Source organism: Parasedimentitalea nitratireducens (assembly GCF_057444295.1).
In genome coordinates this window covers 110,138-123,885 of sequence record NZ_JBYAXC010000003.1, presented here as the reverse complement: position 1 = coordinate 123,885, position 13,748 = coordinate 110,138, and the positions used below count along the sequence as shown (strand labels likewise).

Annotated in this window: 12 protein-coding genes; 5 read left to right on the top strand and 7 right to left on the bottom strand. The window is 54.8% G+C overall.

What is annotated here, in order from left to right; translation table 11 throughout:
• Positions 1-5 precede the first annotated feature (5 nt).
• On the top strand, positions 6-785 hold the full coding sequence (locus tag AC2T28_RS11235; RefSeq protein ID WP_486749088.1) for a DUF2189 domain-containing protein: 780 nt from the start codon (positions 6-8) through the stop codon (positions 783-785).
• Between the two features lie 292 nt (positions 786-1,077).
• Here AC2T28_RS11235 and AC2T28_RS11230 read toward each other — a convergent pair whose 3' ends face one another.
• The 3 genes from AC2T28_RS11230 to AC2T28_RS11220 form a co-directional block, all read right to left on the bottom strand.
• Complete coding sequence (locus tag AC2T28_RS11230) at positions 1,078-1,299, bottom strand: hypothetical protein (protein ID WP_486749087.1); 222 nt, start codon at positions 1,297-1,299, stop codon at positions 1,078-1,080.
• Positions 1,296-2,450: an aromatic ring-hydroxylating oxygenase subunit alpha gene (locus AC2T28_RS11225; RefSeq protein ID WP_486749086.1), complete on the bottom strand. Its 1,155-nt coding sequence runs from the start codon at positions 2,448-2,450 to the stop codon at positions 1,296-1,298. Before AC2T28_RS11225 ends, AC2T28_RS11230 begins: the two co-directional genes overlap by 4 nt.
• A 112-nt stretch (positions 2,451-2,562) precedes the next feature.
• Complete coding sequence (locus AC2T28_RS11220; RefSeq protein ID WP_486749085.1) at positions 2,563-3,360, bottom strand: helix-turn-helix domain-containing protein; 798 nt, start codon at positions 3,358-3,360, stop codon at positions 2,563-2,565.
• Between the two features lie 232 nt (positions 3,361-3,592).
• On the opposite strand from AC2T28_RS11220, the gene AC2T28_RS11215 reads away from it, so the two are divergent.
• The gene (locus tag AC2T28_RS11215) at positions 3,593-3,946 is read left to right on the top strand and encodes a hypothetical protein (protein ID WP_486749084.1); all 354 of its coding nucleotides are present in this window, start codon (positions 3,593-3,595) and stop codon (positions 3,944-3,946) included.
• An 18-nt stretch (positions 3,947-3,964) separates the two neighbouring features.
• Here the strand turns inward: AC2T28_RS11215 and ilvN are convergent, their stop codons facing one another.
• From ilvN to AC2T28_RS11195, 4 genes are all read right to left on the bottom strand, one after another.
• Positions 3,965-4,525 carry an acetolactate synthase small subunit gene (gene ilvN, locus AC2T28_RS11210; RefSeq protein WP_486749083.1) on the bottom strand — a complete coding sequence of 187 codons (561 nt, stop codon included), beginning with the start codon at positions 4,523-4,525 and terminating at the stop codon, positions 3,965-3,967.
• A 78-nt stretch (positions 4,526-4,603) separates the two neighbouring features.
• A complete protein-coding gene (locus AC2T28_RS11205) occupies positions 4,604-6,355 on the bottom strand; it encodes an acetolactate synthase 3 large subunit (RefSeq protein WP_486749082.1) in 1,752 nt (583 codons plus the stop codon).
• A 365-nt stretch (positions 6,356-6,720) separates the two neighbouring features.
• Entirely contained in the window at positions 6,721-7,365 is a 645-nt protein-coding gene (locus tag AC2T28_RS11200) for a response regulator transcription factor (RefSeq protein WP_486749081.1), read from the bottom strand.
• Between the two features lie 59 nt (positions 7,366-7,424).
• Positions 7,425-8,840 carry a cache domain-containing protein gene (locus tag AC2T28_RS11195; protein ID WP_486749080.1) on the bottom strand — a complete coding sequence of 472 codons (1,416 nt, stop codon included), beginning with the start codon at positions 8,838-8,840 and terminating at the stop codon, positions 7,425-7,427.
• Between the two features lie 253 nt (positions 8,841-9,093).
• On the opposite strand from AC2T28_RS11195, the gene AC2T28_RS11190 reads away from it, so the two are divergent.
• From AC2T28_RS11190 to AC2T28_RS11180, 3 genes are all read left to right on the top strand, one after another.
• Complete coding sequence (locus AC2T28_RS11190) at positions 9,094-10,176, top strand: TRAP transporter substrate-binding protein (protein WP_486749079.1); 1,083 nt, start codon at positions 9,094-9,096, stop codon at positions 10,174-10,176.
• 115 nt (positions 10,177-10,291) lie between these two features.
• Complete coding sequence (locus AC2T28_RS11185) at positions 10,292-11,248, top strand: TRAP transporter small permease subunit (protein WP_486749078.1); 957 nt, start codon at positions 10,292-10,294, stop codon at positions 11,246-11,248.
• A 17-nt stretch (positions 11,249-11,265) separates the two neighbouring features.
• Complete coding sequence (locus AC2T28_RS11180; protein ID WP_486749077.1) at positions 11,266-13,620, top strand: TRAP transporter large permease; 2,355 nt, start codon at positions 11,266-11,268, stop codon at positions 13,618-13,620.
• The last annotated feature ends 128 nt before the right edge of the window (positions 13,621-13,748 follow it).

The window sequence follows — 13,748 nt, the reverse complement described above, 5'->3', positions numbered from 1 at the left end:
ACGAGATGAGCAGGGAAAGAGAATTTGGTGTGCCGCAATTGCGGCCAATGACTGCTGAGATTTTGCGCGAGGCCTTGCGGCGTGGCTGGAGGGATTTTAAGGCCCGGCCCGAACTGGGGCTGTTGTTTTCGGCGCTCTATGTTCTGGCTGGCTGGGCGATGGCTTGGATCACCCAGGCCACCGGCACCACTTATTGGCTGGTACTGGCTGCAATCGGGTTTCCGCTGATCGGTCCCTTTGCAGCGGTTGGGTTCTATGAAGTGTCGCACCGGCTGGAGCAAGGAAAGCCCAAGGATATCAGCGCCGTGTTCGCCGCCATCTTGCAGCAGGGCAGCCGCCAGTTGCCATCGATCTGCGCTATCATTGTTGTGGTCTTTCTGTTCTGGTTCTTTCTGGGGCATATGATTTTTGCACTGTTTCTGGGGCTGAAGCCGATGACCAATGTGTCTTCGTCACTAGAGGTGTTTGTGACCCCCAACGGCCTGATGATGCTGGGGGTGGGATCAATTGTCGGCGCAATTTTTGCGTTGTTGCTCTATATGCTTACCGTCCTGTCGTTGCCGCTTCTGCTGGACCGGGAAGTCGATTTTGTTACCGCAATGATCACCAGTTTTCAGTATGTTACCAATAACTTTACCATGATGCTTGGCTGGGCTATCTTCATTTCCGTTGCCACCTTTGTGGCAATGATGCCTGGATTTGTGGGGTTGCTGGTAGTGCTGCCCTTGCTGGGGCATGCAAGCTGGCACGTGTATCGTCTTATCGTTATTGCGGGCGAAACATAGCCCACGGCGAAGGGCCACCAAGCGGGGGCTAGACCGTATTATCAGCGGCCGATCAGTCCAATATTGGTTTCGGTTACTAATGGCGACGTCGCCAAAGCAGAGCTGGTCGGGGACTTTATCCCCCGAGCGTAAATGCATCTCGATAGCGCCCCTTTCACAAGGGGCCCCGTTTTTTGGGTGCCGGGCTTGTCAGGCCGGGCGGTGATCATGATCAGGCTGCACTTTGGCAGGAATTGGCGAAGATCGCGTGACCAGAGCGTACGCTGGGTGCGCAACACCCTTGGGCATGGGGCTAACCCGCCGGTTCCTCGCGTCCCATCTCAACCAATTTCTGACGTAGGGTTTTGGTATCTGGATGATCACACTCAAGCGCAAAGACATAGGCCTGGGTGAGGTAAAAACCTTTTGCGTCCTCGGTATCTTCAAGCTGTACAGCCTCGGTATAAAAGGAAACCAAGGCCAGCTTATCCCTCTTGGCATGGGCGGCCATCAGACGAGCGTTTAATTCGGTCATGCCACACCGTTTGGCCCGGTGCGGTGGTCTTGCAGTCGGGCGGCAACCCAGTCGTGGAACAGATGGGTTGGCCCATCCATCGCCGGAGAAAAACGCCCTCCGTCAAACCCCGGTGCATTGCGGCCCCGTTGCATGCCTTCGACCACAGATACATCCTCGGCAAAGACCTGTTTCCACTGTTCCGTGTTGCGACTGCGCAATTCGGCATTGGTGTTGGGGCTGGCATAGTAGATATGGATGTGTTCCCGGGTGTGTCCGGGGCCTTGGGGATGCAGGAGGATCACAAAGGCATGGTCGCGGTGCACACCCATCAGCACGTTGGGATAGAGCGCGATATATTCAGCGGCCTTGTCCCATTTGTCGCTTAACCCGTTGAAATCCGGAAATACCTGGGCGTTGTCATCGCTGAGCTGACGATAGACCCAGGTGCCCTGACCCGAGTAGTGGCCGAGGTGTTCAATGTGGTAGTGATCTTCGAGCCGGGAGTAGCTGTTCAGACCCGGATGCACCCAGGGCAAGTGGTAACTTTCGCAATAGTTTTCCACCGCAAGTTTCCAGTTGCAGTTCAGGTCCAGCTGAAAGCGGCTGTCGACCCCGCCGTGAAACAGTGGAGTGTCAAACTCAGCCCATCGGGTGATCACATCTGCCATGGCTGTTTCAAAGCTCGGGGCTGTGCCCGACAGGTTTATCCAGACCACATCGCGCCAGATGTGGCTGCGGACCTCGATCAGCCCCAGCAGTGCCCGGTCGATGCCCGCATGGGTGTTTTGCCCGGGTCCGCCCACATGTGGGGTGTTGACCAGCTTGCCGTCGGTTGAGTAACACCAGCTGTGATAGGGGCAACGAATGGCGCCTTCAATCTTGCGCGGTGCATCAACCAGGATCATGCCGCGATGGCGGCAGGTGTTTTGAAAGACCCGCACCACCCCCTGGCGATCGCGGATCAGCAACAGCGGGATGTCCATGAACTCCAGAGGAACTGCGTCACCCTGTTCGGGCACATCCGCCGCAACCGCCAGACCTGCCCATTGATCAAAAAGCAGCGCCTGTTTTTCCTCTGCGTAGACAGCACCGTTGGTGTAATGTGCGTTGGCCAATCCACGAGCGGTTTCGATGGTTTGACGAACCGCGGATAAGTCGGTGTTAGACATAGAGGATCCTCGCTTTGGCTCCACATAAGTGAACCCCTGCAAAGAACCTCTGTCCGCCCATTTCGCGACCTGACTTATCTCAAGGCGACATGTTGGATTGTATTGTGCTGGTTTATCGAAATGGAGCGTCGACCTGTAACAGTCGACGATGGAACGGCATCAGATTCGATTCTGAGACAAATCCTGTTTGACGCGCGGCGGAGAGTATCTCGCCCGTGTTATGCCCCAAGTGTTCATAGACCATGCGCGTTGCCCGGGTTGAACCAGGATTTTCACGGACTGTGCGGCTTACATAGCCAACCCAGAAATTGTTCTCGAGAGACGCGGCGCGGGACAGATAGTTAAACGAACAGGTCAGTGCCCCCCGCCGAGCAATGACCAGTGCTACACCGTCATCCTGGCGGGCGGCATATCCGCGAAACTCCCGTGAGTCTGGGTCGGTAGGCAGCCCCTGGTGCCGCATAGCATCTTTGGCTTCGTAGCCTTTGACATAAGTGACGCCGTCTTGGCGAAAAATGAGAGAGAGGCCTAGCAGGTACTGATGGTCCTTTACAAAGCTGCGTCGTGAGAACCGGTAAATACCTGAAGGAAAAGTCTCTTCTGAAAGAAGGCCAATTCCCGGACCCAGAAAGTCACTTAGAACAGACCCATTTAGAACCTGCCCATGGGTGTCGATTTTATCAACCGGATCCAGCAAGATACGTGCATCAACATCGAAGAAAGAGCAGATTCTTTCCAACACATCGGGTCGGGGGAAACTTTCACCCGAGAGATAACGGTTGAACTGCGTTCGATTTATTCCAAGCTGGCGAGACAGCTCTGAAATAGAGGGGTATCGTCTTGCCAGTTTACGCAGGTTGGCTCCGAACATGTTGCGTAATTCTGCTGGGGACCGGTTAACCTTTGACATTGGTCTGTGACCTTAGATTTGTTTAACTCAATAATCGACAATATTACTTTGGTTGCACCAAAATTCGGGCATAAATCTCCCATTTGACGCCAATCGGCATCATAAGTGACGCTGCTTTGTTTCAAAATGCTAGCCGCTTAGACACAAAATGCAAGTGCCAGACACCGAATTTACCATGTTTGAACGCTCTTCTTTGACGCAGAATTGAAGGGCGTTCAAAATGAGGCATGACATGAATGGTGTAGTACTTTGGAGCGACCAAACCCAACAAAAAGCAGTGGTTTGGTGTGAGGATCAGGGAGACCTGGCGTATTATACACAGCATCAGCAAGAGGCAGACATTAGCCTGCACGAAGGTGATCTGATCTGCTTTGACATGACCCTGCAACAGAATAAGCGCGTGGTCGAAAATCCGCTGGTACTGGCTGAAGCGGCCTGTTCGGGGCTTGCCGAGACCCTGTCAGCGGCGCAACCCTGTTCGACCGCTAGTGAAAGAGACAATCGGCCAACGGCGCAGATCATCCCCTTTGCAGGGGCAACCAAACAAAAGCAGCGCGAAGATACATCGCGCCGCTGTGTAAGCTAACAGTCCAAGTCGTAGATATCAGTCGCCGCGCAGCAGTGCGGCGACACCCGTGCGGGCGACTTCAACCAGTCCCAAGGGACGCATCAGATCGGCAAAGGCGTCGATTTTGTCTGGCGCACCGGTGATTTCAAACACAAAGCTGTTTAATGTGCTGTCGACCACGTTGGCGCGGAAAATATCGGCCAGGCGCAATGCCTCGACTCGTTTTTCACCGTCGCCCGAGACCTTGAAAATTCCCAGTTCACGTTCAACAGTTGGGCCTTCTACAGTCAAGTCATGAACATCGTGCACAGATACGATGCGGCCGAGCTGAGCTTTGATCTGTTCAATGACTTGAGGCGTGCCGTTGGTGACAACAGTGATACGGGAGAGGTGGCCAGTGTGGTCCACCTCGGCCACAGTCAGGCTTTCGATATTGTAACCACGGCCCGAGAACAAGCCAATGACACGGGCTAGCACACCGGGTTCGTTTTCAACCAGAACCGCAATTGCGTGCCGTTCCTGTACGTCCGAAAATGTCGGGCGTAGGTTATAGGCAGAGTGGCGGGTCGAGCCTTTTTTGATATGTAGGGCAGACATGTATCGTCCTTTTCGGTTCCTCGTGACCCGGAAAATTCGAATTTTCCGGGTCGTTTTCTTTATAGAAAACGGGACTGGTTAAACCAGTACCGCACCACCTGCCTGAATGGCGCCTTCAGTATCGGCTTCACCCAGCAGCATTTCATTATGCGCCTTGCCCGATGGGATCATCGGGAAGCAGTTTTCGTGTTTGGTCACCAAACAGTCAAAGATGACAGGGCCATCATATTCAATCATTTCCATGATCGCATCGTCCAGATCCGCCGGATCAGAGCAGATGATGCCCTTGGCACCAAAGGCCTCGGCCAGTTTGACAAAGTCGGGCAGCGCCTCGGACCAGCTCTGTGAATAGCGTGAACCGTGCAGCAGTTCCTGCCACTGGCGGACCATGCCCAGACGTTCGTTGTTCAAGATGAACTGTTTTACCGGCAGGTTGTACTGTGTGGCGGTGCCCATTTCCTGCATATTCATCAGCCACGAGGCTTCGCCTGCGACGTTGATCACCAGCGCCTCCGGGTGCGCCATCTGCACACCAATGGATGCCGGGAAGCCATAGCCCATGGTGCCCAGACCACCGGATGTCATCCAGCGGTTGGGATCTTCAAAGTTCAGGAACTGCGCCGCCCACATTTGGTGCTGGCCAACTTCGGTGGTGATATAGCGGTCGTATTTCTTGGTCAGGGCTTCCAGCCGTGACAAAGCATACTGTGGCTTGATGATCTTTTTGTCCTCGGGGAACTTGAGACAATCAACCTTGCGCCACTCGTCGACCTGGCGGTTCCAGGACACCAATGCCTCAGAGTTCACCTTGCGGCCACGAGACTTCCAGATCTTCAGCATGTCCTCAAGAACATGGGCGACGTCGCCAACAATCGGAATATCAACCCGGATTACCTTGTTGATCGAGGACGGATCGATGTCGATATGTGCCTTGACCGAGTTTGGCGAAAACGACGAAAGGACACCGGTGATACGGTCGTCAAAACGGGCACCGATGTTGATCATCAGGTCACAGCCATGCATCGCCATGTTTGCTTCGTACAAGCCGTGCATGCCCAGCATACCCAGCCAGTTCTTGCCAGATGCAGGATAGGCCCCCAGACCCATCAGGGTTGAAGTGATTGGAATGCCAGTTGCATCAACCAATTCGCGCAGCAATTGGCTGGCAGCAGGGCCCGAGTTGATGACACCGCCACCGGTGTAGAACACCGGTCGTTCAGCTTTCTCCAGCGCGGCAACCAGTTCGGTGATCGACTCGATATCGCCCTTAACCGGCGGCTGATAGTGTGAGGCCGAAGGTTTGGGGCCATTATAGGTGCCCGTTGCAAACTGAACGTCCTTGGGAATGTCGACCAAAACCGGACCTGGGCGACCAGCGGTTGCAACATGAAACGCCTCGTGCATGACACCCGACAAATCGTCGGTGTCTTTGACCAGCCAGTTGTGTTTGGTGCAGGGGCGGGTGATGCCAACGGTGTCGGCCTCTTGAAAGGCATCAGAGCCGATCATGAAAGTTGGAACCTGTCCGGTCAGAACAATAATAGGGATCGAGTCCAACAAGGCATCGGTCAAGCCGGTCACCGCATTGGTGGCACCGGGGCCCGACGTGACAAGAACAACACCGGGTTTGCCGGTGGAGCGGGCATAGCCTTCGGCGGCGTGTACCGCGCCCTGTTCGTGGCGCACCAAAATATGCTGGATATCGTTCTGTAGAAAGATCTCGTCGTAAATCGGTAGGACGGCGCCACCGGGGTATCCAAATACTGTGTCCACACCCTGATCTTTCAGGGCTTGAACTACCATCTTTGCGCCGGTCATCTCACGTGTCATCTACTTTGCTCCATTGGGCGTCGTCTTCAGTGCGTAACTTATTATGTACATAAAAAAAGCCCCCGATTTTTTGTCGGAGGCGCATGGGTTCGAAAATGGTTTACCGTTACCGGCCCATGCGCTTGTTTCCCACGATTACGACTAGGGTATTCATTTGCCCCAGGCTCCTTTTATGCGTTTCCGGGACATTATTTGGGGGAGCGGGGGGCGTCAACAGTCAATTGGCCAAGTTTAGGGGTGAAAATGGACATTTTATTGCGCGAGGGGGTGCTGGTGCGACATTTTTGTAATCATGTGCGGCTGATGCAGGCATCCAATTGACCTAGGTCGACTCAAATTTGCGGCACTGCCATCGCGAGGGTCAGTTATAAACTGGCACCTGTTCCCTGTAATACGCCATGTTCCAGCGCATAGCGGGTTAACCCGGCGGTAGAGCTGATACCCAGTTTGCGTTTGATGTTCTTGCGGTGGGTTTCGACCGTACGGACTGAAATATCCAGCGAAATAGCCACTTCCTTATTGGACTTCCCTTGTGCCAGCTCAAGCAGGATGGTCTGCTCTCGGTTGGTCAAAGACTCGCGATTGCTGCCATCTTTTGGCTTGAGCGAAACTTGAGCACCGGTGCAGAGATACTGGTTTCCCTGCATGACTTCATCAATCGCCTGTTTGATTTCTTCGGTGGGCACATCTTTTAGAATATACCCCATGGCGCCGTGGCTGAGGGCGCTGGTGATATATTCGGGGCTGTCATGCATGGTCAGGATCAGGATGCGCGTTTCGGGGGCGTGTTCCAGCAACAGTTCGGTTGCGCTAAGGCCACCCAAGTTTGGCATGTTCAGGTCCATCAAAACCACATCAGGGGCCAGATCGGCTGCGCGATCAACCGCTTCGCGGCCATTGGTCAATGAGCCAACAACCTCGATGTCATCATAGCTTTCCAGGATCGACTGGATCCCTTCGGCGACCATTGGGTGGTCGTCTACTATCAGCACTCGGATTGGTTTGGTCATTGGCTCCCCCAAAAAGCAAATGGCGTGGTGTCAGTACCAAGGCCAAACATTCCGTTTTGTCAGGTCTCGGTCTTGCCGCTTGGTGGCAGCAAATGGCTCAAGGGTAGCCGGGCTTCGATCACCGTGCCGCCTTGGGTGCCACGTGATGACAGAATGCGCAGGGTGCCGTCAAGCTGTTCAATCCGCTCTTGCATGTTGCGCAACCCGATCCCGGGCCCCGTTCGGGATTTCTGGGTTGGCAGGCCGGACCCATTGTCGGCAATACGCATGGTGGCGCCTTTGGCATGGCCACGAATATCGACCGAGACATGGGTCGCGCCGGAATGGCGTTCGATATTGGTCAGGGCTTCTTGGGCGATGCGATACAGTGCGATCTTGCTGTCTTGGTCCAGCCGGTTGCGGAAGACCACGGTGCTGAAATCAGTGTCGATGCCAGTTCGGGCGGCGAAGTCATCGGTGAGCGCCTTGAGTGCGGGGCCAAGGCCCAGATCATCCAGCACGCCTGGGCGCAGGTCTCGACTGATGCGGCGGACCTCTGAAATGGCGGTGCCCAGATTGGTCAGTCCCTTGTCCAGCGGTTCCTGGGTTTTGTCATAGTCGCCACGGGCCAGGCGGCGACGGGCGTTGTCGAGCGCAAAACGGACGCCAACCAGAATTTGGCTGATACCATCATGCAGTTCCCGCGCCACCCGGCCGCGTTCTTCTTCTTGTGTGTCAAACACCCGCTGGGTCAGTTCTTTGAGCTTGGCGTCGGCGAGGCGTCGCTCGCGAATGTTCAGCATCATGCCCGAGGCAAAAACCACCAACAGGGCGGTCAGGGCAATGGCGCCGATGTAAACAAATGTACGCTGGACCCGTGCTTCTACCTCGGCGCGGGCGGTGGCAACCGAGGCCAACACGTCGTCAATGAATACTCCGGTGCCAACCGCCCAGCCCCAGTCTTGCAGGCCAACCACATAGGCGACCATCTGCGCGGATTCGCCGGTTGATGGCTTTTCCCACATGAAACTGTGCCAGCCGGCGCCTTTGCGGGCGAGGCGGATGAACTCATCCACCACCGGCACGCCGTTGCTGTCTTTTAGACCCGACCAGTTCTGGTTGATGTATTCGGTCTGACGTGGGCTCACCAAATTGGTGCCGTCGTAGTCATAGACAAAAAAGAACCCGTCGGTGCCATAAATCATCGATGACAGGATTTGAGTAACCTGAGTTTTGGCTGCGTCGTCATCCGGGCGGGCACGGCCATAGATGAATGAAAATCCGTTACGGGCCTGTGTGACGTAGTTGCGCAGCTCGGCTTTTTTGGCCTCCAACAGCTGATGCTCCAGCGCCTGGATTTCGCGCTCTGCAAGTGCGCGGGACTGATAAGCAACCAGAACAGCAATCGCAGTCACCGCCGCAATAAGAGGTAAGGTCGCCAAAAGTGACAGTTTTTGTGCGTAGTTCGGACGGAAAAGAGAGTGAAGCCAGGACATGAGGCGAATCGATACGCAATTGCAAAGCAAAAAGCAAAGCCGGGCATGAACTCGAACACTTGCTTTGTTAAATTTGACGGGGGAGATGCAAGAAAATTGCGTGGATGCCCCTTGAATGTGTTAAAAAACTAGGGGGTCTACGTAGTACTAGGTATTCACATCCCGAGTACCGCGGCTAGTCTATCGCCACTTATATCGATCCGTCCGGCTTTTTGAGGCCGAGACAATCCGAAATTCTGGGAGGAATACACTTATGGATCGTCGTTCATTTCTAAAAACATCCGCACTGGGCGGAACTGCAGCTGCTGCCACTACTCTGGCCGCACCAGCATATGCCCAGGGCAAGCGTACCCTAACTATGGTTACATCCTGGGGCCGTGGTCTGGCTGGCGTTTTTGACGCTGCTCAGCACGTTGCCGACAGCATCACAGCCATGTCCGACGGCAACCTGACCGTCGACATCAAAGCAGCCGGCGAGCTGGTTGGTGCGTTCGAAGTCTTTGACGCCGTATCTTCGGGTCAGGCTGACATGTATCATGCCGCTGACTACTACTTCACCGGCCAGCACCCCGGTTACCAGTATTTCACCGCAGCTCCTTTTGGTATGACTCCGCAGGAACTGGTGAACTGGTACTACCACGGTGAAGGCATGGGCCTGCACGATGAACTGGGGCAGATCTTTGGTCTGAAATCCTTCATCGCGGGTAACACTGGCCCACAGGCTGGCGGTTGGTTCCATAAGGAAATCAACGGTCCCGAAGACTTTAACGGTCTGAAGTTCCGTATGCCTGGCCTGGGTGGCAAGGCTCTGGGTAAACTGGGCGCATCTGTTCAGAACATTCCAGGTTCCGAAGTGTACCAGGCTCTGTCCTCGGGTGCGATCGACGGCACCGAGTGGATTGGTCCATGGGCTGATGAAAAAGCTGGCTTCCAGGAAATCACCAAGACTTACTACACTTCGGGCTTCCACGAGCCAGGTGCAGCTCTGTCGCTGGCAACCAACCGTGATGTATTTGACAGCCTGTCGCCTGCCCACCAGAAGATTATTGAAGTTGCTTCTGGCGACACGCACCAGTGGAACCTGGCTCAGTTCATGAACAACAACGGTGCGGCGCTGCAGCGCCTGCAGTCCGGTGGTGTGAAAACTCTGGAATTCCCTGACTCTGTTTGGGATGCATTTGGTAAGGCTTCCAAAGACACTCTGGATGAGTTCATGGGTGACGAACTGTTCGCCAAGATCCGCAACAGCGTTGAAACTTCCATGAAGTCTTCCTCGAGCTGGCTGACCAAGTCGGAAGGCGCGTACCGCGCTCAGCGCGACCGCGTACTGGGCTAAATCGTCCGATTGAAACCACTGGGATCCTCCGCCGACGCGGGGGATCCTTTTACTAATTGCAGCAGGTTGATCGGTGAGAACACCGGATCGCTGCTGGCAATCATCCGGGGGCAAAATGCAAGAAGAGAGTAGCATCTCCTTGTCAGGGATATTCGGGGGGCTCTTTGACGGGCTCTGGTGGCTTGTGCAGAACATCGGCATGGCCTTTTACAATTTGGGCTATGCAATTAGCCATCCACAGCTTTGGCTGGATTGGATCAGTTGGGCTGGTACCACCGAAGACAAACAGTCGGTCATGCGCTTTGTATACTACGGCGGCTCGGTCGAGTTTTTCTTTGTGATATTCACAGGGTTCTTGGTGCTGACCGCCATTGGTCTGTACTACCGCAACTTCATGTGGAGCATGGTGCGTGGGTTGGAAGGCTTCGCCAATACGGTTGGACGCTTTTTCGCCTGGGCTGGCCTGCTGATGGTTCTTCAACAGATCATCATTGTGTTCATGCAGCGGGTGTTTGCCCGGCCTGACATGAGCTTTGGCTTTGGGATTCCATTGCAGATGGACATCAGCTGGTTTGCTGAGGAACTGAAGCTGTACAACGCAATGGTGGTTTGCCTCTGTGCGACTTACACCTTTGTTCAGGGCGGTCACGTGCGCGTTGACCTGATCTATGCCGGTGTCAGTTTCCGCACTAAAAAGGTAATCGACATGATTGGTTCGATCATCTTCATGGTGCCGACAGCGGTTCTGATCTGGATGTATGGCTGGTTCTTCCTGTGGCGTCACCTGATCGTGCCAAAACCTTCGGCCAGTGATGCGCTGGAGCGGCTGGTGATGAAGTCCCGTGCGCTGCGCTGGAATGTGGAAACCATCGGCTTTAGCCCTAACGGATTTAACGGGTACTTCCTGTTCAAGATCCTGCTGGTAGCCTTTGCTGCTATGATATTCCTGCATGCAATTGCCTTTTTCTACCGCTCGTTCCTCGAGTTTGTCGAAGGACAGGGCAGTGAAGGAAAGTACCTCGACAAGGATAGCCTTGGCGAAGGTGAAGAAGCCTATGAAGGCGCTCATTAACTTAAAGGACTACGGATATGCTATTCGGTCTTGATGGCGTCGAAATCGGCTTGCTCATCGTCTTTCTCTGTCTCTTCGGAGGCATTCTATCTGGTTTCCCGGTGGCATTTGCCATCGGTGGGGCCGGTATCATCTCATTTGGTATCATTGCCTCACTGGATTCTGCTGGATTGCTGATCCACCAGGCGATTGATACCTCATCTCAAGCCTACAACGACCTGATCAATTCGGGCGTCAAAGCGGATGTGGTGTCGGTGTTCCGATACCCGGATCTGCCACGTTTGGCTGAACCCGTGTTTGTCAACGGTTGGGAAACCGCGATGGACCGCAACATCTCGTTCATCGTGAACCGTATGAACGAGCGGGTTCTGGCGGGGGCGTCGATTGAAACGCTGCTAGCGGTGCTGATGTTTGTGCTGATGGGGATCACCCTGGAACGCTCAAAGATCGCCAACGATCTGCTGACTACTATGGCGCGCGTCTTTGGCCCGCTGCCCGGCGGTCTGGCGGTTTCGATTGTGGTTGTGGGGGCCTTCCTTGCAGCTTCGACAGGTATTGTTGGTGCAACTGTTGTCACCATGGGCCTGTTGGCGCTGCCAACCATGCTCAAGAACAACTACTCGCCGGAATTGGCGACAGGTGTGATTGCTGCCTCGGGTACATTGGGGCAGATCATTCCGCCTTCGATTGTGATCGTTCTGTTGGGCACATTGGCGGGTGACCTGTACTCGACTGCGCAGGAAAGCCGCGCAATGGAAGCGGGTTGTTCCGATGCGTTGACCTATCTTGGCGAACCAGCTGTTGTGTCGGTTGGGACGCTGTTCCAAGCCGCGCTGCTGCCCGGTATCATGCTTGCCCTGCTCTATGCGCTCTATGCCTTTGGCTATGCGATGTTGAACCCAGAAAAAGCACCGGCGGTGTCTTTGGAAGGTGGCAGCAATGAGCCGGTGACCCGCAGTGAAGCGCTGACTTGGTTCCTGGGGGCACCAATTGCTTTGATTGGTGGTGCCATGCTGCTTGGCTCTGTTGGACTGATCGGTAGCCAGGACATCACCGTGTCTTCGTTCTCAGACGTTGGAAAAACCGCATCACTGCGTACCAATGTTGGCGCGGAATGTCAGGCGTCGATGATTGAGCTACACGGTCAGACAGCTTGGGATCACGCTGTTGCAGAGCAGGCGGTGATTAACGACGCTGGAGGAATTGCCGAAAGCACTCGTTTGAGCGATGAAGAACTGGCAGCAGCCAAGGAAGCCAAGATTGCTGCGGCAGCGCCTATCGGCACTGGTCTGACCGTTCTGATGGTTCTGATGGGGCTGACACTGGCAATTGCGCGTGGTGTTTCACCATCGAGCGATCCTAAGCCGCTGATTTTGGGCGCCATTGGTGTGTTGCTGATCGCGCTTGTGGATGTGGCCTGGATCGCGCCTACTACTTCGTCCGGTTTGACAGTCATATTGATTGCCATTCCAGCAGTGCTGGCGCTGTATGGCTGTCGTGAGGCGGCTGCGCGCTGCGCGCGCAATGATCTGATCCGGGTGGTGTTCCCACCGCTGGTTCTGATCATCGCGGTGCTGGGCTCGATCCTGGGTGGTATCACCAATCCAACGCCGGCTGCGGCGCTGGGGGCAGGTGGCGCTATCATGCTGGCGGCCTATCGCAAGTTGCAGGACGAAGGTCGGTCGGGAAAGATCATCATCTGGTCAACCTTCGCTGTAATGATCTGTATCCTGGTCGGGGTGAACTTTGATCTGCGGATCAACCAGCCGAAGGTGAACGCTGAAACTTGGATCGCCTTCTTTGTGGCTTATGCAACCTATCTGTTTGCGCTGTTCGGCCTACTGTATGGCTGCTGGGTGTTGTTCAAAGGTGGGGTACTGTCACCGATCGTGCGCGAAACCGCCAAGGTGACATCGATGGTGTTCACCATCCTGATCGGTTCGCAGCTGCTGAACCTGGTGGTGATCTCGTTTGGGGGTGAGCACTATATCCAGCAGTTCCTGAAGAGCTTTGATAACGAGCTGACGGTCTTCTTGATCGTGATGCTAGTGCTGTTCTTCCTGGGCTTTGTGCTGGACTTCCTGGAGATCATCTACATCGTGATCCCGATTGTCGGACCGGTGATCTATGGCGGTTCGTTTGATCCCAAATGGGTGACCATCATGGTTGCGGTGAATTTGCAGACCTCGTTCCTGACACCACCGTTTGGCTTTGCGCTGTTCTATCTGCGTGGGGTTGCACCGAAGGAAGTCACCACCGGGCACATCTACCGTGGTGTGGCACCTTTTGTGCTGATCCAGGTGGCAGGACTGGCGCTGCTCTACTTCTTCCCGGTTATCGTGACCATCGTGCCGGCGTTGATTGGGAATTGATCAAAGATCAGCCAAAGATCTGAAAACAATGACAAGGGGTCCTGCGTGGCCCCTTGTTGCATTTTGGGGCTCGTGGTCTAATTGGTGAGTTTCCCCAAGGTGCCCTCGTCAAAAGAAAACGACCCCGT

Excerpts from the sequence above, each read along its gene's own strand:
- AC2T28_RS11230 (WP_486749087.1), bottom strand. The coding sequence starts at position 1,299 with ATGACCGAATTAAACGCTCGTCTGATGGCCGCCCATGCCAAGAGGGAT.
- AC2T28_RS11205 (WP_486749082.1), bottom strand. The coding sequence starts at position 6,355 with ATGACACGTGAGATGACCGGCGCAAAGATGGTAGTTCAAGCCCTGAAA.
- AC2T28_RS11190 (WP_486749079.1), top strand. The coding sequence starts at position 9,094 with ATGGATCGTCGTTCATTTCTAAAAACATCCGCACTGGGCGGAACTGCA.
- AC2T28_RS11220 (WP_486749085.1), bottom strand. The coding sequence starts at position 3,360 with ATGTCAAAGGTTAACCGGTCCCCAGCAGAATTACGCAACATGTTCGGA.
- AC2T28_RS11235 (WP_486749088.1), top strand. The coding sequence starts at position 6 with ATGAGCAGGGAAAGAGAATTTGGTGTGCCGCAATTGCGGCCAATGACT.
- ilvN (WP_486749083.1), bottom strand. The coding sequence starts at position 4,525 with ATGTCTGCCCTACATATCAAAAAAGGCTCGACCCGCCACTCTGCCTAT.
- AC2T28_RS11195 (WP_486749080.1), bottom strand. The coding sequence starts at position 8,840 with ATGTCCTGGCTTCACTCTCTTTTCCGTCCGAACTACGCACAAAAACTG.
- AC2T28_RS11180 (WP_486749077.1), top strand. The coding sequence starts at position 11,266 with ATGCTATTCGGTCTTGATGGCGTCGAAATCGGCTTGCTCATCGTCTTT.
- AC2T28_RS11200 (WP_486749081.1), bottom strand. The coding sequence starts at position 7,365 with ATGACCAAACCAATCCGAGTGCTGATAGTAGACGACCACCCAATGGTC.
- AC2T28_RS11215 (WP_486749084.1), top strand. The coding sequence starts at position 3,593 with ATGAATGGTGTAGTACTTTGGAGCGACCAAACCCAACAAAAAGCAGTG.
- AC2T28_RS11185 (WP_486749078.1), top strand. The coding sequence starts at position 10,292 with ATGCAAGAAGAGAGTAGCATCTCCTTGTCAGGGATATTCGGGGGGCTC.
- AC2T28_RS11225 (WP_486749086.1), bottom strand. The coding sequence starts at position 2,450 with ATGTCTAACACCGACTTATCCGCGGTTCGTCAAACCATCGAAACCGCT.